Source organism: Ruegeria sp. YKSF57 (genome assembly GCF_059612585.1).
Genome location: NZ_JBXWQW010000036.1, coordinates 1 through 24,916, shown reverse-complemented (window position 1 = coordinate 24,916; position 24,916 = coordinate 1). Strand labels below are relative to the sequence as shown.

At 54.2% G+C, this 24,916-nt stretch carries 21 protein-coding genes; 13 read left to right on the top strand and 8 right to left on the bottom strand.

Annotated features, from left to right (window positions below; genetic code table 11):
• Positions 1-19 precede the first annotated feature (19 nt).
• On the top strand, positions 20-1,522 hold the full coding sequence (gene tnpC, locus AC2FLX_RS15505) for an IS66 family transposase (RefSeq protein WP_496809888.1): 1,503 nt from the start codon (positions 20-22) through the stop codon (positions 1,520-1,522).
• A gap of 125 nt (positions 1,523-1,647) precedes the next feature.
• Here the strand turns inward: tnpC and AC2FLX_RS15500 are convergent, their stop codons facing one another.
• From AC2FLX_RS15500 to AC2FLX_RS15465, 8 genes are all read right to left on the bottom strand, one after another.
• Positions 1,648-2,748, bottom strand: coding sequence for a M56 family metallopeptidase (locus AC2FLX_RS15500; RefSeq protein ID WP_496748332.1), 1,101 nt, complete (start codon positions 2,746-2,748; stop codon positions 1,648-1,650).
• Entirely contained in the window at positions 2,735-3,130 is a 396-nt protein-coding gene (locus AC2FLX_RS15495; RefSeq protein ID WP_480751702.1) for a BlaI/MecI/CopY family transcriptional regulator, read from the bottom strand. The genes AC2FLX_RS15500 and AC2FLX_RS15495 overlap by 14 nt, the downstream gene beginning before the upstream one ends.
• 69 nt (positions 3,131-3,199) lie before the next feature.
• The gene (locus AC2FLX_RS15490; protein ID WP_496809889.1) at positions 3,200-3,607 is read right to left on the bottom strand and encodes a DUF2160 domain-containing protein; all 408 of its coding nucleotides are present in this window, start codon (positions 3,605-3,607) and stop codon (positions 3,200-3,202) included.
• An 8-nt stretch (positions 3,608-3,615) separates the two neighbouring features.
• Positions 3,616-4,413, bottom strand: coding sequence for a carbohydrate ABC transporter permease (locus AC2FLX_RS15485; RefSeq protein WP_480751665.1), 798 nt, complete (start codon positions 4,411-4,413; stop codon positions 3,616-3,618).
• A complete protein-coding gene (locus AC2FLX_RS15480) occupies positions 4,410-5,273 on the bottom strand; it encodes a carbohydrate ABC transporter permease (RefSeq protein ID WP_480751667.1) in 864 nt (287 codons plus the stop codon). The genes AC2FLX_RS15485 and AC2FLX_RS15480 overlap by 4 nt, the downstream gene beginning before the upstream one ends.
• Positions 5,270-6,346, bottom strand: coding sequence for an ABC transporter ATP-binding protein (locus AC2FLX_RS15475; RefSeq protein ID WP_496809890.1), 1,077 nt, complete (start codon positions 6,344-6,346; stop codon positions 5,270-5,272). Before AC2FLX_RS15475 ends, AC2FLX_RS15480 begins: the two co-directional genes overlap by 4 nt.
• Before the next feature lies 1 nt (position 6,347).
• Positions 6,348-7,409 carry an ABC transporter ATP-binding protein gene (locus AC2FLX_RS15470; protein ID WP_496809891.1) on the bottom strand — a complete coding sequence of 354 codons (1,062 nt, stop codon included), beginning with the start codon at positions 7,407-7,409 and terminating at the stop codon, positions 6,348-6,350.
• Between the two features lie 102 nt (positions 7,410-7,511).
• Entirely contained in the window at positions 7,512-9,251 is a 1,740-nt protein-coding gene (locus AC2FLX_RS15465) for an ABC transporter substrate-binding protein (protein ID WP_480751672.1), read from the bottom strand.
• A 425-nt stretch (positions 9,252-9,676) separates the two neighbouring features.
• On the opposite strand from AC2FLX_RS15465, the gene AC2FLX_RS15460 reads away from it, so the two are divergent.
• From AC2FLX_RS15460 to AC2FLX_RS15405, 12 genes are all read left to right on the top strand, one after another.
• Positions 9,677-10,105, top strand: a complete 429-nt coding sequence (locus AC2FLX_RS15460; protein ID WP_480751674.1) for a hypothetical protein — start codon at positions 9,677-9,679, stop codon at positions 10,103-10,105.
• A 2-nt stretch (positions 10,106-10,107) separates the two neighbouring features.
• Positions 10,108-12,123, top strand: a complete 2,016-nt coding sequence (locus AC2FLX_RS15455; RefSeq protein ID WP_496748362.1) for a dynamin family protein — start codon at positions 10,108-10,110, stop codon at positions 12,121-12,123.
• Positions 12,124-12,131: 8 nt separating this feature from the next.
• Positions 12,132-13,907: a dynamin family protein gene (locus tag AC2FLX_RS15450; protein WP_480751676.1), complete on the top strand. Its 1,776-nt coding sequence runs from the start codon at positions 12,132-12,134 to the stop codon at positions 13,905-13,907.
• A gap of 21 nt (positions 13,908-13,928) precedes the next feature.
• The gene (locus tag AC2FLX_RS15445; protein WP_480751677.1) at positions 13,929-14,330 is read left to right on the top strand and encodes a hypothetical protein; all 402 of its coding nucleotides are present in this window, start codon (positions 13,929-13,931) and stop codon (positions 14,328-14,330) included.
• 23 nt (positions 14,331-14,353) lie between these two features.
• On the top strand, positions 14,354-15,220 hold the full coding sequence (locus AC2FLX_RS15440; protein ID WP_496809892.1) for a hypothetical protein: 867 nt from the start codon (positions 14,354-14,356) through the stop codon (positions 15,218-15,220).
• An 80-nt stretch (positions 15,221-15,300) separates the two neighbouring features.
• A complete protein-coding gene (locus AC2FLX_RS15435; RefSeq protein WP_480751680.1) occupies positions 15,301-17,343 on the top strand; it encodes a dynamin family protein in 2,043 nt (680 codons plus the stop codon).
• A complete protein-coding gene (locus AC2FLX_RS15430) occupies positions 17,340-18,644 on the top strand; it encodes a dynamin family protein (protein WP_496809893.1) in 1,305 nt (434 codons plus the stop codon). Before AC2FLX_RS15435 ends, AC2FLX_RS15430 begins: the two co-directional genes overlap by 4 nt.
• A 308-nt stretch (positions 18,645-18,952) precedes the next feature.
• Positions 18,953-21,385: a serine/threonine-protein kinase gene (locus AC2FLX_RS15425; RefSeq protein ID WP_496875463.1), complete on the top strand. Its 2,433-nt coding sequence runs from the start codon at positions 18,953-18,955 to the stop codon at positions 21,383-21,385.
• A gap of 199 nt (positions 21,386-21,584) precedes the next feature.
• Positions 21,585-22,556, top strand: coding sequence for an FHA domain-containing protein (locus tag AC2FLX_RS15420; protein WP_496809895.1), 972 nt, complete (start codon positions 21,585-21,587; stop codon positions 22,554-22,556).
• 3 nt (positions 22,557-22,559) lie between these two features.
• Positions 22,560-23,345 (top strand): PP2C family protein-serine/threonine phosphatase, encoded by a 786-nt coding sequence (locus tag AC2FLX_RS15415; protein WP_496809896.1) that lies wholly within the window; start codon positions 22,560-22,562, stop codon positions 23,343-23,345.
• A gap of 33 nt (positions 23,346-23,378) precedes the next feature.
• Entirely contained in the window at positions 23,379-24,644 is a 1,266-nt protein-coding gene (locus tag AC2FLX_RS15410; protein WP_480751689.1) for a LysM peptidoglycan-binding domain-containing protein, read from the top strand.
• Between the two features lie 32 nt (positions 24,645-24,676).
• On the top strand, positions 24,677-24,916 hold a 240-nt coding region (locus AC2FLX_RS15405; protein WP_496875462.1), incomplete at its 3' end, for a LysM peptidoglycan-binding domain-containing protein.

The window sequence follows — 24,916 nt, the reverse complement described above, 5'->3', positions numbered from 1 at the left end:
CCGGGGTATATTCCGGCCCATGCTGGATGCGCCCAAAACATTGCCTTCCGATCCCGGCGAGCTCCGCTACACAGCGGAAGGTTTGCTCGATCTGGTGAAGGCGCAGGCGCTGAAGATTGCAAAGCTGGAACATCAACTTGCGGGGCATAACCGGCACCGGTTCGGCTCAAAGTCGGAAAGCCTGGATCAGCTTCAGCTCCGTCTGGAGGAAGAAGAAACAGCGGCAGCGCAGGTTGCCAGCGCAGATGTTCCTGACGGGGATGCCGAAGGGCAGAAGGCCAAACCCAAGCGCAAACCGCTGCCGCCCGAACTGCCCCGGATTGATCGAGTTCTGACGCCTGGCGAAGCCTGCACATGCGGCGGCAAGCTGCGGACCATTGCCGAAGATGTGACGGAGGAGCTGGAATATGTGCCGGGCCGGTTCGTGGTGAACCGGATTGTCCGTCCGAGAATGGCCTGCCGGGATTGCGAGCGGATCGTTCAATCTGCGCTGCCATCGCGCCCCATTGAGCGCGGCCGCCCTGGACCCGGCCTTTTGGCCCATGTCCTGGTTAGCAAATATGCCGATCACAGCCCTTTGTACCGCCAGTCGCAAATCTACGCCCGCGAAGGGATCGATCTGGAGCGGTCCACACTGGCGGATTGGGTTGGCCGCTCTGCGGCACTGCTGGAGCCGCTGGCTGACGCCATCGGTGGCCATGTGCGCGCAGGCCAGGCCATCTTTGCGGATGATACCCCAATCAAAATGCAGGCCAAGGGCAAGTGCGCGACGGCCCGCGTCTGGACCTATGTGCGGGATGAACGCCCGTGGGGCGGAGCTGACCCGCCCGCCGCCTGGTATCAGTTCACAGCAAACCGCAAAGGCGAACATCCTTCAGCCCATCTGGCCAATTACAAAGGCTGGATGCACGCGGACGGTTATTCCGGTTTCAACGATCTGTACCGCTCAGGTTCAGTCAGCGAAGTTGCCTGCATGGCTCATATCCGGCGCAAGTTCGTCGATGTGTTCCAATCGCAGGGGCTGTCCGTTGCCGAAGAAGCGATCCGCCGGATTGCTGAGTTCTATGTCGTGGAAAAGGACGCCCGCGGATTGCCGCCGCAGGAGCGCGTCCAACTGCGCCAATCCCGGTCAAAGCCGCTGCTTGATGATCTGGAGGCCTGGCTGGCCGCACAGATGGCACGGATTCCGGGTAAATCCGAACTGGCCAAAGCGATCCGCTATGCCCTGACGCGGATGAAGAAACTGCACCCCTATCTGGATCATGGCATCCTGGAACTCGACAACAACACAGCCGAACGCGCCGTCAAACCCGTGGCCATAGGCCGCAAAAATTACCTGTTCGTCGGCTCCGAAGGCGGAGGGAAAGCCGCGGCCATCGCCTATACCCTGATCGAAACCGCCAAGATGAACAACGTCGATCCACAGGCGTGGCTAACTTGGGTTTTGGCACAAATCGCGGATCACAAGATCACACGCCTGAACGAACTCATGCCCTGGCGCTACGCTGCTACCGCAGCGTAGCAGGCACCGCCGAACCTTTGCCAGAGCACCTCCACCGGACGGACACGCCTCACCAAGTCACGCACTCGTTCATCAGACATTCCACCCGCATGTAGATCAGTGGTTTTGATCTTCTGATTGTGTTCTCAGTTGCTATTGGCGCGAATGGCTTCAAGCCGCTCTAAGTTTACTATGGTCGAGAGCATAAGGCGGTCGTGACTCCAATCTTCGGAGGGCTTTAGGGACGCGGTGCCGATCGCCAGAATTATGGCAAAAAGGAATGTCATGGACAAAACCGCGTTGTGACCGCTTGAAACAGAGCTAGGTACATGATGAAGTGCTAGAACCCGTTGGCGTAACGCGTTTTTTGCTTTGCTGCCATTTACCAAGGCCACATTCATTACCTTAGGTCCATCTTGAGATATGCTGCGCGAGCAGATGTTCAGCAGACAACGGGAATAGTCCCTCGCATCCAGATCGCGCCGGACGATCACTGATTGATCGCATGCCAGTTCACGCAGTCTTTCGAACTGATGTTTGAATACCAAGAAAGCTGGGTTCCAAAAAAAGACGGGACGCAGGATTTCAAAGGCAAGTTCCCACTCCACATCGCCTTCGCGCAAATGCTGGAACTCGTGCGCAAGCGCGAATTTCAACTCCTTTGGATTTGAAAGCAAATCGCTCGGCAGTACGACGTGGCGACGTAGTATGCCGCGAACGGCGTATGGAATTGTGACGCGATCCGAAACGCGCACGTCAACGCGTGCGGTCCGACGCCACAAGAAACTATCCCGGATTGTTTGGTGGATACAAGTCGCCGAACGAACTGCACGGGCTGCCATGAGCATTGCCCCTAGCGCCAAGGTTGTCAGAAACAGTGACGCAGCGACAAAACCGCCCGAAGTCAAGCCTTCGATCCAACGATTGCGAGTGTTTAACAATGCTTCGAAATCTGTTGCCGGTATTGCAATTTCACCGCGTAGATAGGCTGCTACAGCCAGATCGCTTACGGCCAAAGAACCGCCAGACCAAAAGTTGCCCGCTATCATTTCCGTAGCGATTGCCAGAAACGGGCTGAGTAGCACACAGATGAACAACGCTTTGAGGATTCCAAGCTGCGCCGGATACGCAAATCGTAGGGGTTTGAGTTTGAACACCAGCTTGGCAAAGCCCCAAATCATGGACGCAAGAAAAAGAGTGATATTCAAGTCGATATAGACGTCGAGAACCGGTCTAACCGCTGTCATTTTGCAGTCTCCTCTCCACCAATGCCCGAATTTCCTCGAGATCGGTCTCTGTCAGGCCTGCATCGTCGACCAGCCGCGCAACAAGCGTCGCGGGTGTGTTGTCGAACAGTGTCCTTGACAAGTTCTGAAGTGACCGAGCCTGATATCTGTCTTTATCCAAAAGCGGTTTGTAAATGAGGGACTTCCCTTCTTTGCGGCTGGCCACAAAACCCTTCTCATCCAGAATCCGCAGGATTGTCGCACCGGAAGTGTATGCGAGATCACGCTCCGGTGGCAGCCGGTCCAACACATCTCGAACAGAGCCTTCGCCCAGACCCCAGAGTTCATTCATAAACTCCAGTTCGACTTCGGTAAGAAGGTTTCCGCTTTTTCTTTTTCTCATGGATCGGTGTTCATTCGCCAATTGTTGCTCGTCCTTTCAGAAAAGCACCGTTTCCTTCGGTAAAAAAGCTTAAACTTTCCAAAACACGAAGATACCCCAGCAAATCGCAATGAAAAGCGGGATCCAGATAGGCTGTCCAAACAGGCCAAGCCAAGCCAGGAATATATAGGACGACCCCAATAGAGAAATGAACAACCGATCTCCAAGCGTTGTGGTCAGTCCCAGCACACCGCGCCGTTCAACACCGTCGGGATAGCGGGTGACTTCAAGGATACCAATCAAGGCGATCGCGCTGAAAATACCAATGAAGACGGCGAGTGTTGCTGGGGTCCAAGCCATCCAGAAGTCCGGCCAAAGCGGGTCCGTCCAGGAGAACCCTTTTTCTTCCTGTTGCCCGACATTCCCCCATCCGGCCTTGGCTTGCGCACGAGCAAAATCGGGTGCGAGAAAGAAGAGAAAAACGGCAAGTTTTTTCATTGTGTCCCTCATACTCGTCCCAACGCGAAACCGCGCGCGATGTAGTTTCGGACGAACCAGATGACGATTGCGCCTGGAATGATCGTCAAAGTTCCGGCTGCAGCCAAAAGACCAAGTTCGTATCCAGCGCTTGAGGCCGTGCGTGTCATGACGGCCGCAATGGGTTTGGCCTCAACCGCGGTCAGGGTTTTCGCCAGCAGCATTTCGACCCAGGAAAACATGAAACAGAAGAACGCGGCGACACCGACGCCCGCCTTGATGTTGGGCAGAAATATCTTCAGGAAGAAATGTGGAAAGGTATATCCGTCGACATAAGCCGTTTCGTCCAGCTCCTTCGGGATGCCGCGCATGAAACCTTCGAGGATCCAGACCGCCAGCGGGACGTTGAAGAGTGTATGTGCCAGAGCCACGGCCAAATGCGTGTCGAACAGGCGCAGTGACGAATACAGCTGAAAGAAGGGCAAAGCAAAGACCGCAGCCGGTGCCATACGGTTGGTTAGCAGCCAAAAAAACAACTGCTTGTCGCCCAGGAACCTGTAGCGCGAAAAGGCATAGGCCGCTGGCAGGGCGACGCTTACCGAAAGGATCGTATTCAGCGAGACATAAAGGATGGAATTGATATAGCCCCAATACCACGTCGGATCTGTGAAGATCGTCTTGTAGTTGTCCAGCGTGAACGTTTGCGGGAAGAGCGAAAACCCCGACAGGATTTCGTTTGTTGTCTTGAAACTCATCGCCACCAGCCAATAGATCGGCAACATCAGGAAGGCGATATAGAGTATCGGGACAATGGACCGCTTTCTCATTGGGCATCATCCTTTGTCATCAGAGTGTAGAAGATCCAGCTGACAAGCAACGTGATTGCGAAATAAATCAGGCTCATCGCCGCCGCAGGACCAAGATCGAACTGTCCCAGAGCAATCTTCACAAGGTCGATTGACAAAAGGGTGGTCGAATTGCCGGGGCCGCCGCCGGTCAGCACAAAGGGTTCGGTATAAATGTTGAAACTGTCCATAAACCGCAGCAAGACGGCGATAGTCAGAACCGTCTTCATCTTGGGCAATTGGATGTAACGGAACACCTTCCATGGCGATGCACCGTCAATTTTGGCGGCCTGGTAATAGGCGTCGGGGATCGACACAAGGCCTGCATAACACAGTAGCACGACCAGCGAGGTCCAGTGCCAGACGTCCATGACGATGACGGTGATCCAGGCTGAAAGCGGCTGTTGCGTCATGTCATAGTTGATGCCCAGGACGTCATTCAGGAAGTATCCCAGAAGACCGATTTTGGGCAGGGTGAAGATGTTCCACATCGAGCCGACCACGTTCCATGGAATCAGCATCGGCAGGGCCATCAGCACCAGACAGACTGGCACCCAAAATCCTTTTCGGGGCATGGATAGCGCGACGATTATCCCAAGCGGCACCTCGATTGAAAGGATCAGCGCAGTGAATAGGAATTGCCGCCCTAGCGCAGCCTGAAACCTGTCGGACCGCAGAATCTGTTCGAACCAACCCAGTCCCTCCCAGAAGAACTGATTGTTACCAAAGGTCTCCTGCACCGAATAGTTGACTACTGTCATCATCGGCACCAGTGCGTTAAAGGCCACCAGCAATAGAACCGGCAGGACAAAGAACCAGGCCTTTTGGTTTTCCGTTCTCATGATGCGCGCTCCGTAGTGGCGATCCAGCCATCGCGATAGATGCGGGTCTTCTCTGGGAGGAATTGAAGGTGAATAACGGAGCCGGGTTCCGGGGCAGAACGATCACTCACGGCTTTCAACGTAGAGCCTCCGACGATGGCATCGACGACAAAGTGACGACCCACATCCGCAACTTTTGTCACTTGCGCCGGGATTCCTGTGCCTCCTATCGACACGTATTCCGGTCGAATGCCGAGTTTGACATCGCCACTGCCGTCGATAACTGGACCTTCGAGTTCGACCGGATGCCCCTCGAATATGGCTTTGTTCCCGGTGATTTCACACGGCAAGACATTCATGCCGGGCGAGCCGATGAAGTGTCCGACAAATGTATGTTGGGGCCGCTCGAACAGTTCAACCGGCGTGCCGATCTGAACAACCTCTCCGTCTTGCATAACAACAACCTCGTCAGCAAAGGTTAGCGCCTCGGTTTGGTCGTGGGTGACATAGATCATCGTCGCCCGGACTCTTTGATGCAGTTCCTTGAGCTTGGAGCGCAGCTTCCATTTCAGATGCGGGTCGATCACCGTCAGAGGTTCGTCAAACATGACGACATTTACATCTTGCCTGACGAGGCCACGTCCCATCGAAATCTTCTGTTTGTTGTCCGGGCTGAGATTGGCGGTACGAGTGTTCAGCAAATGCGTGACTTCCAGCATTTCAGAGATCTCACCGACCCGGCGTTCGATCGTTGCAGCATCAACTCCTCTGTTTTTCAGTGGAAAGGCCAGGTTTTCGCGGACGGTCATGGTGTCGTAGATCACCGGAAACTGAAACACCTGTGCAATGTTCCTCTGATCCGGTTGAAGCATGGTTACGTCTTGATCATCGAACAGAACCTGACCTTCGGATGGGGTCAAAAGACCTGAAATGATGTTGAGTAGAGTGGTTTTCCCACAACCCGACGGGCCCAGCAATGCATAGGCGCCGCCGTCGCGCCATGTCACGTCGATTTCCTTCAGCGCATAGTCTTGAGGCCCTGAGGGGTTTGGGAAGTAGCTGTGTTTCAGGTTAGATAGCTTGATCTGTGCCATGTCAGGCCACCCGCCTCCCGTCCTGGCCGAAATACCTGCAATGGGACGGGTTCATAAAGAATGTGTGATCTTCACCGACGCGATAAGGGTGAACACCGGGGGCCAGCGAGACCCAAGACTGATCGCTCAGTTGAAAATGAGCGCTGGAATCCGAACCCGACAATTCTGTCACGATGATCCGTCCCTTCAATTCAACGTCGCTCGCATTCGAACGGTTCGGCGTTACACGATGGGGACGTATGGCAACCGTGTAGTCTCCATCAGGCAGTTCCGCAGCTGCTCCTGCCAAAGTCCAGCGCGCCCCGCCATCGAGAATTGCCTCTAAGCCAAATTTGGATATGTGGGCTGAGTTGATCGGTGGATCAGAAAAGACTTGTGCGGCGGCCAGATTTTCCGGATTTCGGTAAATCTCGGAAGTTGGACCGAACTGCGTGACGCAACCGTCCGCCATAAGCGCCGTCTGCCCGCCAAGCAACAGCGCCTCTTCCGGTTCTGAGGTTGCATACACAACCACCGCACCGCGGCCAGCAAACAACTCTGGCAGTTGTTCCCGCAGTTCTTCACGCAGTTTGTAGTCAAGGTTGGCAAGCGGTTCGTCCAGAAATACGGCGCGAGATTCTTTTGCAATTGCACGTGCCAAGGCTGTTCTTTGCTGTTGGCCCCCGGACAGTTCCTGAGGACGACGGCCAAGCATCGGGAGCAGCTGCAACAGGTTGGCGGCCTCTTCCACGCGCGCGTCAATTTCGCTTTTTGCCATCCCTGCGACGCGTAGCGGCGAGGCAATATTTTCAAACACTGTCAAATGCGGATAGTTAACAAAGAACTGGTGGACGAGACTGATGTTGCGCTTTTGCGTGTTTAGCCGAGTTACGTCCAGCCCATCCATCACGATGCGCCCGCCAGCCAGTGGGTCGAGGCCTGCCATCATTTTGATCAGTGAAGTTTTGCCCGAACCTGTGGCGCCCAGCAAGACATTGAAGTGTCCGGACTTTAATTTGAGTGTTGTAGGTTTGATATGCGTCACCTGACCGACACGTTTGGAGACGTCGTGAAGTTCAATCATTTCCGTGATTTCCAGTCCCGATATCCCAACGCTTCGCATCAGGTCGTTGGGCTTGTCTTGTTTGGTTGGGATCGCCAGCCGACTGGCGACCCCTGTTTCGCGTTATTGGGACTGCCAGCGCGCCACCAGATCGTCATAGTTCACGGTCTGACCTTGCGGCTTTTCGTTTTCCAGTTTCGCTTTCGGGGAACCGGGCTTTTCCAGCCAGAATGCATCGTCCTGCGGTTCGTTCAGACGTGGTCCGCACCCGCCGTAAACGCCAGCGCTTTCGTCGGCTGCCTGCATCCGCGCCATGGTGATGTCCATCTCTTCGGCCAGACGATCCATCGCCTCTTGTGGGGTGAAAGCGCCAGAGTTCACGTCACCGATCTGCTGCCACCAGATCTGGGCCAGCTTCGGATAGTCCGGGACGTTGATGCCAGTCGGCGACCAGGCCACGCGGTCAGGCGAGCGATAAAACTCTACGAGACCACCCAGCTTCGGTGCGCGTTCGGTAAAGCTTTCATGCCGGACGGAAGAGTCACGAATGAAAGTCAGACCGACATGGCTTTTCTTGACGTCAACAGTCTTGGAAGTGACGAACTGTGCATAGAGCCAAGCTGCTTGCGCCCGGTCAGGCGGTGTGGATTTGAGAAAGGTCCATGACCCCACATCCTGATATCCGACCTTTTGGCCTTCTTCCCAGTATGGACCATGCGGGCTGGGTGCCATCCGCCACAGTGGAGTACCGTCATCATCTACAGTGTTGTTGCCTTCAGACTTCGGCTTGACCATGTCCGCAGTGAATGCGGTGTACCAGAAGATCTGCTGAGCGACATTGCCCTGAGACAACGCCGGCAGCGATTGGTAAAAGTCATACGACGCCGCGCCCGGAGGCGCATAATTTCGCAGCCATTCATCCCATTTGCGGATCGCATAGACTGCGGCCGGGCCGTTGGCTGCACCACCGCGCGACACGCTAGCGCCAACAGGATTGCAGGTACCCGCTTCCATTCGGATGCCCCATTCGTCGACCGGAATGCCGTTGGGCTCGCCTTTGTCCCCAGCGCCCGCCATTGACAGCCACGCATCGGTCATGCGCCAACCGAGGTCAGGTGCACGCTTGCCGTAATCCATGTGGCCATAGATCGTGACACCATCAACCTCCTTCACGTCATTGGTGAAGAATTCAGCAATGTCCTCGTAGGCCGACCAGTTGACCGGAACGCCCAAGTCATAGCCATACTTTTCTTTGAAAGCAGCCTTCAGGTCTTCGCGGTCGAACCAGTCTTTGCGGAACCAATACAGGTTCGCGAACTGTTGGTCAGGCAACTGATACAAATTGCCATCCGGGCCGGTGGTAAACTGGATTCCCATAAAGTCATCCAGATCCAGCGTCGGCGATGTCGTTGCGGCCCAATCGCCGCCCATCATTTCGGTAAGATTGTAGGCCAGTTGCAGGCGCGAGTGGGTGCCGATCAAGTCACTGTCGTTGACATAGCCGTCATAAAGGTTCCTGCCGGTCTGCATTTGGGTCTGAACAGCCTGAACGACTTCGCCTTCACCAAGAATCTGGTGATTGACCTTGATGCCGGTAATCTCTTCGAACGCCTTGGTCAGCACTTCCGCTTCATATGAATGGGTTGGAATGCCCTCGGAAAGGACGTTGATTTCCATCCCGGAATAGGGGCCTGAGGCGTCGATGAACCACTTCATCTCGGCCATTTGTTCATCTTTTGACAAGGTCGATGGTTGGAACTCGTCGTCGATCCAGCGTGTTGCCGCGGCTTCGTCAGCCATAGCATAGCCGTGTCCCGCAATGACGGCGGCAACCGCCACTGCGGAAAGCAGATGTTTCCTCATCTGTCTCCTCCCAGTGTTATGTTTTTTCCAGCCGAGGCCGGATGACTAGTAGCATTTGCGATTGCCCTGCATTTTGTCAAACTAATTTTTTAGTAAGTGATGTTGAATAGCCTCCTCTGACTGGCCAAGTTATTGTTTGGTGCATCCCTGACCGTTGATCCGTCGGCATGATGGTTTCGGTATTGTTTACGCAGCCAATGGCTTGCCGAAATGCGAGGATTCCATGGGGTCGATTGGACCGTTGAGTTCCGCCATAGTCACTCCTCGCGCAATTCCGCCTCATTTCCGACGTCAAAAATTCTCAATCACGCCAAACAAACACCGTGTTGAGCGCGATGCTCGTAGTTAGGAGTAAACGAGTCTGTCCTTCCATTCGGGGCAAATGTGCCAGTATCCACTCCACTCCTTAGTAAAGGGTATCTGTCGTGAGCGAGCAGTTGAACCGTATGGCCGCAGAGGAAGAGGCAGTTTTCCTGGCGCGTGAAAGTTTCATCTCGGAATTGAAGGCATTGAACAGACGGTATCCAAGAACGGGATTTGGCATATCGCTTTGCACCCATTCAGGTGAAAAATACTTGCTGGCAAACTCCAGTATGCCGTTGCCCGGAAAAAAATCCCAAGGCTTCCCGACGGGCCAACGTGTTGCTAGTCTTGAAAACGGGTCACGCTTCCGCTCAATCGAAGTGCTGGCCGATTCTGAAGCAGTGGCAACATTCAACCCGAAGACCGAAGCCGATATGTTAAGTGATGTGTTAGACCTGATTGCACGGATCGAAGCGCCGGCCAACCTTTTTGCGGGGCGTATTGGCGCGCAGAAAGACTCGGGGAATGTAGTGAGGGGAATTGGAGGGTAAAAATGGCGCGCAACGACCATCTGCTATCTGTCGGCAATGAGGCGTTAACGCCGATGAAATCGGCAATGACAGCTCTGACGACGCAGATAGACCAGTTGACCGAGGTAGCTGATGCGCGCTCGTCGGCCCGGTTGGCTACGCTCAAGGGTCGGATGGAAAACTTTGTAGCAAGTGTCACATTTGTCGGTCAGGTAAAAGCGGGTAAGTCGACTGTCGTTAACATCTTGACGGGACGGCCCGGTTTGCTGCCCTCGGATGTGAACCCCTGGACATCGGTCGTCACGACGCTGAATATCAACACCATGCCCCCGGGCAGCACCAAGGCGAAATTCACTTTCTTCGATCAGGAAGAGTGGGACAATCTTATGGTTGGAGGTGGCCGATTGGGTGAGTTGGCCAACCGTGCCGGTGCAGATGACGAAATGGAAGACATCCGCCGCCAGATCGCTGAAATGAAGGCCAAGTCTGAAGAACGGTTGGGCAAACATTTCGACCTGATTCTGGGTCAGCACCACCAATATGACTATTTCGACGAGGAATTGGTTCAGCGCTATGTATGCCTTGGTGACGAGGACGATCCGGATATCAACCCAAACACTGGCCGTTTCGCGGACGTAACCAAAGCAGCAGAGTTGTACCTTGATCTGCCACAATATCCGATATCTCTAAAGTTATGCGATACGCCCGGCGTTAACGATACGTTCATGGTACGCGAACAGATTACGCTGCGCAGTCTGCGCGGCTCTGAGGTGTGTGTTGTGGTTTTGGCTGCCAGCCAGGCGCTGACAACGATGGATGTGGCATTGATGCGGATTATCTCGCAATTCGAGAACCGCCAGATCATCCTGTTTATCAACCGGATTGATGAACTGGCCGACCCTGTTAATCAGGTTCCCGAAATCCGCGAGCGTATCAACCAGACACTTAAACAGAACAATATCAGCGAAGAAACCAGCGTCGTGTTCGGCAGCGCTATTTGGGCCGAGGCGGCGTTAACCGGAAATGCTGACCTGTTGACGGAAGAGTCCCACAGATCGCTGAACACGCTGTATTTGGCCGCCGGATTCGATCCGGCCAGTGCATCACTGGACAAAATCTGGGCGCTGTCGGGTCTTCCAGACTTACTACTGGCCATCAACGAACGGATCGCCGAAGGAGCGGGTGCGCGCCTTATTGATCGGGTGCGCCATCGTGCTCGCAATATTGCCAGTCAGATTCGTGCAACATCCGTTGCTAAGAACATGTCGGGCGCCGAAGAGGGCATCGTTCGCGATCTGGATGGGTTGTCGCCGGATGAAGCTGTTTCCAAGGTTCTTTCCGAATACGAAGAAAAGGCTTCTGTACTGACAGCTGGGATGCGCCAGAAGGTAATGCAACGCCTCGCCGCGGCGGAAGAGAATTTTGTCAAACGCGCCACCGACTCGTTGATTGCTCATCTGGAAGAGAATGGCGAACAGGGTACATGGCAATATGACCCAGCAGGTTTACGTACCTTGCAAAAAGCTGCCTATTTCAGCTTTGCCCGCAACATGCGCAAAGAAGTTGGTGCGCTTTATGGTGACGCGGCCAAGGATTTCGAGGCGGTCTATCACAAGCTGTTGGGAAACCATTTGGGTGAGTTCAGCATTGAGGCTCCGATTGTTCCTCGCGTTCCACCCCCGCTTGCTATTGGGCGCACGATTGCGCTTGATCTGCAAAGCACGTGGTGGCGCCGTTGGTGGCAACGGCGCAAAGGGTTCGAAGCGTACGCAGCGGACTATACGCGCCTGATCGCTGCCGAAGCCCAATCGATTACCAAGGATATCGAAGAAAACCAGATTGCTTCGGTGTTGGAAAATGTCCGCGCGAACTTGGACGAGTTTATGCGCGAGCAAAAAGAAACCCTTTTGGACATCTCGCAGTCTGGGGACCAGAATCCTGATCGGCGAGCCGCATTGGCCGCTGGTTTCCAACCGGAGAGATCCCGGGATGAGATCCTAGGAGATATCCTGAAAGATCTAAGCAACGAAGCAGCGTAAGAAGAAATATGGCTAAAGAAAACAATATCCGCTTCGTCACGCCCCTAAAGCGGAAACGTATCGAGCGATGGGCCCGCCGCAAGCCGGTGTTTGCCTTGATGGGCGAATTCAGCGCTGGGAAATCGACGCTGTTAAATTTTCTCGTACGAAAGAACACATTGCCGACGCAAGTTACGGCCACTCAGTTGCCTCCGGTTTGGTTTTCTTGGGGAAACAAACCTGCATATGTCGTTTGTCACGACGGCAGCAAATACGAGATTGAGCTTGATCAACTGGATCAGGTTGGCATGGATGATGCGCAATTTATCCGGATCTTTCTGAAGGCGGACATTCTCGAGGCCGTCGATCTGATCGATACACCGGGCATTTCTGACCCCAAGATCTCGGCAGACGTGTGGGAACGTGCCGTAGGGCAAGCGAATGGTGTGATCTGGTGCACTCATTCCACCCAAGCCTGGCGTGAAACCGAACGTGCTACCTGGGTTTCTTTGCCAGAGCGTTTGCATCACAATTCGCTTTTGCTGGTCACGCGGGCGGATGCTTTGGATGCAAAAGATCGTCAAAAGGTTTTGCGCCGGGTAAATCGCGAAGCCGGACACCTTTTCAATCGTACGATTCTGTTTTCTGCCAAGGACGCGATCATTGCTCGCGATCACACAGGCGATTCCGATCTTTGGGTCCGAAGTGGCGGCGGAAAAATGATCGACAGTTTTCTGGAGATCACCGAGAGCATTATGAACACCCGGGCGGAGATATTGACAAGGTATCAGGTGAATCGGAGCCTAGTAAGCACGACAGAGCCTAAGCACAACTCATTCGCGCAGGTGATGCCTGTCCGTCCGGCGCGCATACAGCGACGCGCTGACGACGACCAGCCAGAAACGAGTCGCTCGCGGATCGGTGCTGAAGAAGCCGACAGAATGCGCGAACAGGTTGCGACCCGCGAAATCACAGCCGGTTCCGAATCCGTGCCACCAGAGGATGAACTGCGCTCGGTATTCCGGTTGCAAACAAGTACGTTGTTGAACACCAGCAATGGGCCGAGTCCCGACGAGTCTGAGCGGCATCCGTTCAGACTTCTGAAAGAAAATGCGGTGTCGAACGATTACATCGAAAGCGGTATCGCGGATACCGACGATGCGATCGAATTGGAAACCTCGGTTGAGTTCGCTTTGGCGGATGAAAGTCGCGAAGACACACTTGGCGTCGAAGATGACGCTTTTGTAGTATTCAAGATCGACGGTTCAGATGAGGCGCCATCGGATTATCAAACACAACATGAGTTCGAGGCGCAAGCCACTGAACAACCTCGACCGAGCGGTGCCGAACTGGACAATGCCAGCGCCAAAGAAATTGATAGACCCGGGTCAGATGTCGTTTCATCGATTACCGCATTGATGGCAACGAGCGAGCGCGAGGAAGAGTATGAAGCTCCCTTGGGCGACACTGACCTGTTGGGCGAAGAGCAGCAGGCGAACATATTCGCGTTGTCGGATGCCTCTTCGGCGCCTGATTTCAAAGAAGATGAAGCCGAAGGATCTCCACAGGAAACGGCATTCGAAGTCCCGGAGGGCGTACCTCTAAACGCTGCAAGCATGTGGCGCGAAATCGTCGAATCTGAAGAACTGCCGGAGGATGCTGAAGAACTGTTGGATGTATTTCAATCGTTCCTGGCAGAGTTTGACCAAATTGCCGCCGAGCATAGTGCCCGCCAGGTTGAGGACGCACTACACGCCATTCCAGGCGTTCGAAAGAAGCAGGGGTCGGAATGGCTCGTTCTGTGACGCCGATTGATTGGAAAAAGCATGTCGCTTGACGCCGCACTCCAATCTGCAATGGAAACGATACCCGAGTGTTTTGCAGCCGGGTACTTTGACATGGCAACCGGAATGTTGCTTGCCCTGAAAGCGGAAGCTGCGGACGGCGAGGAAATTATGGAAACACTTGCACTTGCAGTTGCTAGCCTGTTTCAAGGGAAAGGCATACAAGCATTCGGCGAAATCATTCGGGCGGCGGAAGCTGATGAAGAGGGTGGATGTGGTTTCGGAGAGATTGCCGTCTTTTCAGAGGATCGCTTGCATGTATTTATGCGCACTAAGGAGTATCCTGAACAGGTTGTGTGTTACATCTGCAGAGGCAGTGCCAACGTTGGGTTGGCACTTACCAAATCACACATGAGTCTTGGCGCAGTGGCGGAGGCCGTTTAGAGCAGGGCTTGGGGGGAACAACCGTGATCGACACGGAAATTATCGATATGCTCGGCAAATTGGGCCGCAACGCAAAACCGCGATTGTCGCCTGTCACACAAATAGTTGGGGCATCTGCGGAAGATCGCCGAACAGCACTTCTGCGGGCGATTCGCGCAACAGTTTTGCCCCGTCGCCTGAAAGTAACTGCAGGCGATGGAAGTCATCTAGTGATCGAAGTCAGCAGTTCCCGAGTCACGGACGTTCTGGACGCAAACGTGGGTGATTTGCCGGATTTCGATAATGATCCGCGCGGGGGTGTAACCGACAAGGTAGCACGACTGATCACGGCGATCAGTGCTTCGTCTGGCCCACTAAATCTGATTTCGTTGAACCCCGACAAGACTCCAGACGCTGACGATGTCGGGATCACGATGTCTGAGATTGAGAAAGCCTGTGCAAATCTCGGTCCATCAATCGATAAAGCCTCGCTGGAAACGGTGCCTGTGGAAACGACCAAAAGTGAAAGCGTTTCTGATAAAATCTCATACGACGGGGCACTGGCCGAAAAATTCTTTGAAAAGTCAGAGCAGTTTTCGTTCGGGCAGTTGTTGATTGGGGATGGTGATCTTTCCATGTCCTTTGCCGCCGGTGAGTGCGCGCAGGGCGGATCAATGTGTCCGGACGAAAAAACGCTAAAGAGGCTTTCGGATGATTTGACGGCGTGGGATGCAGATAGTGGTTTCGCAAATTCAGGCCCACAGCTCATCGTGTTGCGCCCGACAGGCGGCAAGGGGAATGGTATTGCTGTCTTACGCGATGGTTCGTCTACGGTGGTTTCGGTTCACGAAGCTCGTAAGCTTGGATCTGTAGTAAACCTCTGGAAGTCTCTAATGCGGGAACGCGAGTAAATTCTGTTCCGGTCGTAACTTCTTGTTTTTTGTTGCTTATCGGTGTGAAAGTTACCCCCATGAGTTCGTAGGGTATTGAAATGAGTGAGACCAGTCGCCGGGAGTTGATCCGGATCGCTGAAGAAATGAACGAAACGGCGAATGACGAAACCCGTCTGTTCATTTCCCGGATCATACGCGATTTGACCGAGCTGAAGCCCGGAGTTGCCTTTGTCGGTCAGATAAAGGCCGGTAAGTCTCGTCTTATCAACGGTTTCACTGGCCACGCAGAGTTTTTACCGTCGGACGTGAATCCATGGACGACTGTGATAACCGATATGCATTTTGGTCACCCATCGGGTCGCGTAAAGGGGGCAGAGTTTCACTTTTTCGACAACCATCAATGGAACGCTTTGATCGCCGAAGGCGAAGAACTGCGCAACATGTTCCCGGACGAGGAGGACAGCTACAAGCGCGAAATGATCGAAGAGCAGGTCGAGGCGATGAAAAATCGCGCACGGCTCAGGCTTGGCGATAGCTTTGAAAAGCTGATGGGTCAGACCCATGATCTGGAGGCGTTAGATTCGACCGACCTTGCCCGGTATGTTTGTGCCGGCGACGACCCCACGGACACCGAAAGAAGCGAACCGAGATCGGATCGTGGGCTTTATAGCGATATAACCCGTAAGGCAGAAGTTTTTTTCGAACTTGGCCATTTTCCTTTTCCGCTGACCGTGACCGACACGCCAGGAGTCAATGACCCGCTTCTGATCCGCGAGGAAATCTCGCGTCAATACCTTAAGGAAGCTGATTTTTTTGTGGTGGTTCTGTCTGCGCATCAAGCGTTGTCCAGGGCAGACCTGAAACTGTTTCGTCTGATGCAGGCCTTGGAGCTTGGCCAGATCGTTGTTTTCATTAATCGTGTGGACGAGTTGAACGGTGGTGCTGACGATGCCGCCAAAGTGCGCTTAGATGTCGAGGAAGGGCTGGAAAGGGCGCTGGGCAATTCGAACATCGACGTTTTGATGGGAAGCGCGCAATGGGCGCATTTCGCCTTGACCGGGGATGAAACAAGCATCAACCACGATAAGGTTCTTGCGTGGCTGCGGGCGCATCCCAAGCAGATGCAAAAGTACCTTGATGGCGTCAGGGACATGAAACAAGGCGCCGGCCCTGTCAGCCGCGAAGCGGTGTTGCGTTTGGCCGCTATGATTGCATCGGGCCTGCCGGATCTGCGCAAGCATGTCACAAAATCTTTGGCCGATGGGCCTTGCGGCGAGCAGCTTCAGATGTCGTGGCAACATCTCAATGGGTTCGCGAAAGGTGATCTGGAGAGAAGCGCAGCCCGAATTCGGGCGTCACAGAATGAGGTTGAGCCAGACGAAATTTGGCACGAGGCGAACAAAGACATCCTTGGTTCCCTTCGCGAGACGGTGGCACAGAAAACAGCCGAAATCGCCCGCGACATGGATGATGTGTTCTCAAATCTGCGGGGTGTCATGGATGACACGGTCGCCGAGATGGTGGCCTCGGTCGTTCGCGGCCCGAACGGTTCATCACCTCTTCTTGCCAAAGGAGGTGCGACGGAACTGGATTTCTCTGGCCTCCGTGAGCGGATGAGGGAACTGGTGCAGAACGCAACTCAAGTCGTTCGCCAGCGCATGTTGAGCGAGCTTTATACAATCGACATGCAAAGCAACGCGGTGCTCAGAGGTCTTCCTGGCTGGAAAGACGGCTCGGAAAGCCGGATGAATACAAGCGCTGTTCGGTGGTTCCGCCCCAATACCACGGCCTTGACGCGAGGCATTACTGTCGAATTACGTGTCAGCTGGTTGTCGCGTTTGATTTCCAAAAACAGTGTCGTGTCTCGTGCGGAAAAAATGATTACGCAGGAATTTGAACTCATCGGTGATGATCTGATTGATACTGCACGTATCGACTTGTTGGAGCGCCTGGACACTGTCCTGACACACCATCTTGCGTTGCTGGCCGGACACCTTGAAAATAGGGATGCCACCGGTGAGGCCAGTGCGAAAGTGAATGCTCAAACCGCATTTGACCAGGCGCGCCGAATTGCGGATGAACTGGATGCGGTGTTTGCCCCGACGCGGGCTGATAGACGAAAGGCGGAGGCAGCAGAGTGATCGAATTTCCCGGAACCGAACAAATTGTCCGGCAACTGGAACGTTTCTTGTCAGCGACCAGAAACGAGCCGCCAACGCCCCATTTGCAAAAGTTGCGCGAGCGCGCAGCGGCTCATGTGGAGCGGCTGTCAAACGCGGTCGCGATTGGATTCGCCGGAGAATTCGGTGCGGGCAAATCCAGCCTTGCGAACATGCTTGCCGGCGCTGATATTCTGCCAACCGGGCCGCACCACCTGCAACTACCTCTGGTCATCGTGGCTTACGCCGATGAACCTGAAACGACGGTCGGCTGGTGGGACAAGCCGCATAAAACCTATGCAGGGATTGCTCTTGAAAAAGCGGCAGCCGACAAGCCCGACTTCATCTCGGTCGGATTGAATTCGCCGGCCATGCGCGAAATATCCTTGTTCGACTTGCCTGGTTCAGGCGCCTTGGATGAAAGCTACAAACAGACCCTCGATCTGCTGAAATTTGTCGACTGCGCAATCTGGTGCAGCAACGGTGCAAATGCATGGCGCGAAACCGAGCGGCATCTGTGGTCGCAGGTTCCCAAGGAGCTTAGGGACAACAGTTTGCTGGCGGTGACACATTCGGATCTGCAACCTGTCCAAGATGCACTCGACCGGGTCCTCGGGCGCTTGCGGAAGGAAACCGCTGGACTATTCCAGAGTGTCGTTCCGATCGGTACTCCTGTAGCAGTCAAGGCGATGTCAAAGGAGCCCGAACCCGATTTCGCACTGTGGGAAGCGTGCGGCGGACAAGCCTTGGCCGAAGCCATTCTAGGGATCGCGTCGGTGCGCCGTCAGAAAGATATTGATGTGGCGAGCGCCGATCTTCAAGACGTGTTTTTACCGGAACTGGAAAAAAGCGTGGTCAAAGCCGAAGGTAAAATCTCGGACATTTTACCCGATGGTTTGTCCGGAGAGGCGTTGCAGGATTACCTGACCGCGGCACTTCCAACGCTATCGAACACCATTCTTGAAGAGTGGCTGGCCGCGATTACCTTGATCTATGAAGATCTGCAGGAAAGCTCTGATATGGATCCGGCGACATTCCTTCAAAGCTGTCAGGAACTGGTAGAGGATTTTGCAGAACGGCTGGAAGGCGGAGGCGAGCTTGATCCGACGGCCGATTGGGTGCCCGCCGAATTCGAGCGGGCGATGGATCTGCTGTTGCTATTACAATTTGAAAGTGGGAAAGCGCCCTTGCGAGACGCGCTGAACATTCTGGCACAGCTGGGCGACAACTTGGCATGGGCAGGCAGTTCAGTTTCCGATGCCTCGAAAAAAACAGGTACCTAATCTGAGTAATCACCGGTTGCGCGGACGGTGGTTGATTCGCTTTGGGCTCGTTGAGCCTTCAGTGCGAAGATTTACTGTTTTATCCGACGATTTTTTCCGTATTATCGACTCTTTTTAGCGCTGCAGGCTTCAGTATTTCGCCGTATTATGTTTAGCATCCACTACGGCTTGATGTATTGCGGTTTCGCTTCATACGTAGGTCATCGCGCGGCCCAATTTTAGTCGTATTTGAAAAGTTTAACCATTTTAGGCCCTGTGGCTGTTTCTGGTGATGAGTTTGGCGGCCTTTGAGCCCTGTTTAATAAGTAATGTTGCGCCGCAGAATCGGAAAGCACGGGCAGGAAGAAATGAGCCAGAATCAGGCAGTCGGACACGATCACGACGATGACACACATATCGAGGTGCTACGACCGGGGGCCCGCCTTCTTCGTGGCCAGTACGAGATTCTCAGCTTTCTCAACAATGGCGGATTCGGGATCACCTATCTGGCACGTGACAGCCTGGAACGGGATGTTGTTATCAAAGAGTGCTTTCCTGGTGCCTTGTGCCGTCGCAACGGCGACAAGGTCGAGGCCGCTGATCCGTCCTATCGCGAGGATCTTCATGCAATCATCGACCTATTCATTCAGGAGGCGCGGAATCACGCGCGACTGGTGCACCCAAATATCGTGAATGTGCATCAGGTCTTCGAGGATAACCAGACCGCCTATATCGCGATGGATTTGATCAAGGGTGGTGATCTGCTGGAATACATGCAGGATCACAAGAACAATGCTACCCCAGATTTTGTGGTGCAGGTCACCGAAAAAATGCTGTCGGCTGTGTCGTTCATCCATGAAAGCGGTATGTTGCACCGCGATATCTCTCCAGATAATATTCTGATCGACCAGAACGAACAGCCTGTTCTGATCGACTTCGGCGCGGCTCGGGAACGGGCGGCAAACCAGAATGCCGCGCTGCTGGCGCTGCGTGTCGTCAAGGATGGTTACTCGCCGCACGAATTCTATGTTCGCGGCTCCGAGCAAGGCCCAAGCAGCGATCTCTATGTGCTTGCGGCCACGTTGTATCACGCGATTAGCGGCGAACGTCCGATTGATGGGCAGACGCGTCTGAATGCATTCAACAACAGCCAACCTGATCCCTATGTACCTCTCGCCAGTCGGTTCGAGGGTTATCCCGATGGTTTTTTGGAAGCCATTGACAAGGCAATGGAAATCCATGCAGCTGATCGAGTCCAAACCGCTTTGGAATGGCTTCGGATGTTCCGTGGGCCGGACGTTGCATTCGGCAACTTCACCTATCGCCCGGTGTCCATGATCGTTGCAGTTGATCGAGACGAAAAAGAACCTCTGAGCGAAGCCGAGAAGGAACGCATTCGCGCAGAGACCGAAAATGCAGAGGCGGTCGTGACGGCATTGCTGGCTGGAAACTCTGACATTGCGATCGGAGGAAATCCGGATGGCGCTAAACTACCAACCGAGCTTAAGCCGCAGGAAGAGACACAAGTCGCCGTTGACAAGGTAATTCGAAACGACTCGGGTAGTGGTGGCAAGGTACTAGGCCTTGTTGCTCTGGTGACCGTCGCGGTGGCTGCGGGGGGGTATTTCGCTCTTTCCGGAAGTAAAACAGAATTGGCCTCGCCCGCAACTTCAGAAGGTTCTCCGTCAATCGAAGCTGTTGCCGAACCGCAGGATGAGACAGTGGTGGGTACACAGGATATAGCCCAGACCGATGCAGCGTCAGAGGCTCATGATGAAGCGTCTTCCCAAGCTTTCGCGACTTCCGTTGGAAAGGGCAATGAATCAAGTGCGGTCACTGCGGACGCGTCGGATCCAGAGGCTTCACCGGAACCTGAAAACGCCGAAACTTCTATTGTTGCACCGGTACAAGACGAAGTTATTGAACCAAATACTCCACCGGCGGCAGCGGTTGATGAAGCCGAGTTGGCCGAAGCATCAGTTTCCGAAGAAGCGACCGCCGACCAATTGGCCTCCGAAGCGACGGCAACAGAGGCCGCAAATGCTGACGAGATTATCTCGGCGAGAACGCCGGTCGTCGAACCCGAGCGTGCGGAAGAAACAACGCAACCCGAGACAGCCGCGTCACCGCCTGGGTCTGTGTCGGAGCAGACCAATTTGTTGGACAACCAAGTCGCCTTCTCACATTGGGACGTGGAAATCCCGTTCGAGACCAGTATTCGCCGGGCTTCGAATGGAAATGTCATCGCCGTTACTGGACTTGATCCAAGCACCGACATGACGGTCATTGGTGACTGGGTCACACAGGGCACAGTCATTTTCACGATCAATGGAGAACAGATCCCCGATGGTCGCTCGTTTGCCTCTCAAGTTCTCGACGATCTCAATGTGGATTCTGACGGATATATTCGAGTCGTCGCCCGCTATCGTGAATTGGGCAGGACGCGGGCCAACAATGGGCTGCTTGCCCTGCCCGCGCTGCGTGTGCTCGGCTTGGCCAATGGTTTGGGCCTTGTGGTGCGAGCCGACGGAAATGAAGGGTGGCAGACAATCGTTACCGCAGAGAGCGCCGAGGCGGCGCCAGATTTGAAGGTAAGCGACGTGATCGTTCGCGAAGCGATCACCGGTGAGGTTATCGGCGATTTGGAGAGTCTGGATAATGCCCTGGAGCTTCTCGTGGCGGATGATCAGTTCGAAGCTCGTCTGATCGTTCTCAGAGACGGAGCTGAAAAAGAGGTTGTGATGCAACTCGCCAGAGAGTGATCGGTCAGTGTGAATCTGTTCTGCCAGAGCGTTTTCGTGGGATTGGTTGTGCGCTTCTCGATCGAACTTGGCCCTGATGCAGATAGTAATAAGTTGAATTAGTTAGAAAAACTTGGCTGCTTGGGTCTTGGGCTCAGGTGGAATGTGAAACCCAAATGGAACTTCGGTTCTGATGTCAGAAATGCGGAAGGTCGTCGCCATGTTCAAATACAAAAGCCCCCTGAGTCGGCTTCTCGAAGGTGCCGGCAAGTCGAAAGAAAGCATTGAAAGTGCGACGGAGGATACCGAAACACCAGAGCCGATAGCAGACTTGAACGCGCTGCGTCGGGCGCTTGCTGGAAACACAACACGCGAGGAGCCTTACGAAGAGACTGAGGAGCTGATACCCGAAGAAAAAATGCCGGAATTCGAAGCGGACGCGGACGTTGAGCACGGCAACCATGACACAGAAGAGCTTGTTGAATCGTCCAATGAGATCCCAGAATCCGATGAATTCACATTTCAACCTGAAGAGGATGAGACCGAAGAGCAGGTTGTTACACTCCGGCTGACTCCGGCAGAAGAGGCACCTTTGACGATTGAAGAATCTGGACAATCTGAAACTGCCTCTCGGGCGCCGGTAGCTGAGCAAGAAGCAGCCGTCGAGAACGAAGCATCTGCGACACAGATCGAGGAAGAGTTGCAAGCGGCCCAAGCCGCCCCTGAATCCACTCAGAATCGGCGCGAGCGGGTCAAGACGACGTTCCTGGGTTTCGAGCGCCCTGATACACATGTGCAGGATTTGATGGAGGCCAGACCTGTCGAGGTAACTCCTTCCAAGCAGGCAGAGTTCCCGGTCGGATGGCTGGTGATCACTGCGGGACCCGGGCGGGGAACCAGCATCGCGGTTACTGAAGGTTTGATGCAGATTGGACGGAACGATGATCAAGCGATTCAACTGGATTTTGGCGATCATGGTATTTCGCGTAGCAATCACGCCGTGATTGCCTATGATCCGGAAGACCGCAAATGCTATTTGGGACATGGCGGCAAGGCGAATCTGGTCCGGCTCAATGGTGGCCCAGTGCTGAGCACCGTACCACTGTCCAGTGGTGATACGATCAGGATCAGCGAAACCAGTATACGTTTCGTTGCGTTCTGCGGCGGCGATTTCGATTGGCGGGACAACTGACGAATGCTGGTGTCTCCAGTATATGACATCGCTTTGTTGACGGACAAAGGGCAGCGCGAAACGCAAGAAGACGCGATTGCCGCTCGTTTCTTCGATACAATGAATGCCGCTTACGTCGTTGTTGCTGACGGGATGGGTGGACATGACGCAGGCGATGTCGCGTCCGAGCTTGTGATTTCGGCATGGCGGGATGTTCTAGACGGGCATCTTGAACACGATAAAACAACTGAATCGATGTTGCTGGACGCATTGCCAATGGCGGCGATGCAAGCCAATGCTGCGGTATCGGGGCATGTGGAAGAGCATGACAACTCCTTTGTCATGGGTTCAACCCTCTTGGGCGCGCTCATGCTTGACAGCCGCTTGTTCTGGATCTCGATTGGGGATAGCCCGTTGTTTCTTTTCCGGGATAGCAGCCTGTTGCAAATTAACGAAGACCATTCGCTAGCGCCAATTATCGATTCCAAGGTCGAAGACGGCTTGATGACCAAGGAAGAGGCGCGTGCTCATCCGGATCGGAACCAGTTGACTTCCGTGATTATGGGGGCCCCGATTCCAAAGGTAGATTGCCCTGAAAGGCCCGTCGAACTGATGAAAGGGGATATCCTCATAGCGGCCAGTGACGGATTACAGTTTCTCGAAAACAACGCCATCCGCAACATTTTGATTTCTCAGAGTGACGCTCCTTCTCAGGAGATTGCCGATACGCTCTTGCAGGCTTTGCGCGCGCTAGGTGATCCTGATCAGGACAATATATCGATTGCAGTGGTGAAACCCGTAAACGTCTGAAACCAACAGAGCACAGAAATGAATACAGGGACCATGAAAAAGTATCTGATTGCATCCAGCCTTGCGTTATCCGCCGCAGCGGGGTCCGCCGCTGCACAAGAGGCCTGCTCGGTCTATTCCGTTCAGCGCGGCGACAGCCTGCGCGAGATCTCCATGCGGGCTTTCGGCACCTACGACTACCGGGACATCTATGATGCTAACCGGGAAGAGATCGGGAACAATCCGAACATAATTCAAGTTGGCGCCGTTTTAAGAATTCCTTGCGTTTCCGCCCAGGCAGCGCAACAGCCCGCAGAACCAGAAACGGAAGCAGAACGGTTGGCGGCAGAAATGGCGGCGGAACTGGTTCGTGCTGCGGAAAGCCGCGCGGAAAAGGCCATAGCCGAGGCCGAAGCTCGTGTTACTGCAGCCAAGGCGGAGGCGAAGAAGGCAAGCGAAAAGGCTGTGAAAGAAGCCAAGGCGGCCGCGAAGCGCGAAATTGAAGCTGCTCGTTCCGAAGGGGCCGCATTGATTAGAAATGCATCTTCGGATGAGCGCCCTGCGATCCGCGACCGTCAGTTGCTGTTGATTACCGGCGGCGACTACGCGCCGTTTACCGATGAAAACCTGCCGAATCGTGGCTTGTATACCAAACTGGTGGAAACCGCATTTTTGCGCGCGGCGCCGGAACAGGGGTACAAGATTCAGTTTGTCAATGATTGGAGCTCGCACCTGGATCTGCTGATGCCGACTTTGGCATTTGATGCAACTTTCCCTTGGTCCCGTCCAAACTGCGAAGAGGCCGAGGCATTGTCTGAAAAAGACCGTGTGCGTTGTGAGACTTACAACTTCTCCAACCCGTTCTACGAAGTTGTGGACACGTTCTTTGCTCAGGAAGGATCTGGGCTCGAAACCACGCGAACCTATGCCGATTTCGCGGGCACCACGATTTGTCGCCCGGAAGGTTGGTCACTGTCCCATATGGATGCCGTCGGTCTCTATGAGCCGGTGATCACGTTGTATCGGCCGGTCTCGCCGGACGAATGCTTTCATGCCGTAATGGGTGGTCGAGCGGATCTAGTCGCAATTGAAGCCCACTTGGCCGAGGAGGCAATCGCGCGACTAGGATATGAACACCAAGTCATCGAAAATCCGAACTTGGCGGCGATCAAATCGTTGAACGTGATGACACATGTGGACAATCCTGACGGCGGGGCAATTCTTGATACCCTGAATGAAGGGTTGGCGATTATGCAGCAATCGGGTGAGTGGCGCGATATCGTGTCGACTGCCCTGCGTTATCAAATGGAAAACGGCTGAGGCCTGATTTTGGAACAACTCGGAGGAAGAAAATGTTCGCAGTAAATCTCAAACACGTTGCGCTTACAGCGGTTGCCACAATCACACTTGCTGCTGGGGCGGCCAGTGCTCAAGAAGCGTGTAGCAACTACACGGTTGCGGATGGCGACACTCTGGCTACGATCTCGATCGCGGCATATGGAACTTCTAACTATCAGCCGATCTTTAACGCTAACCGGAACGCGATCGACAACCCTGGCGACCTGAAATCAGGTCTGGTGCTGGCCTTGCCT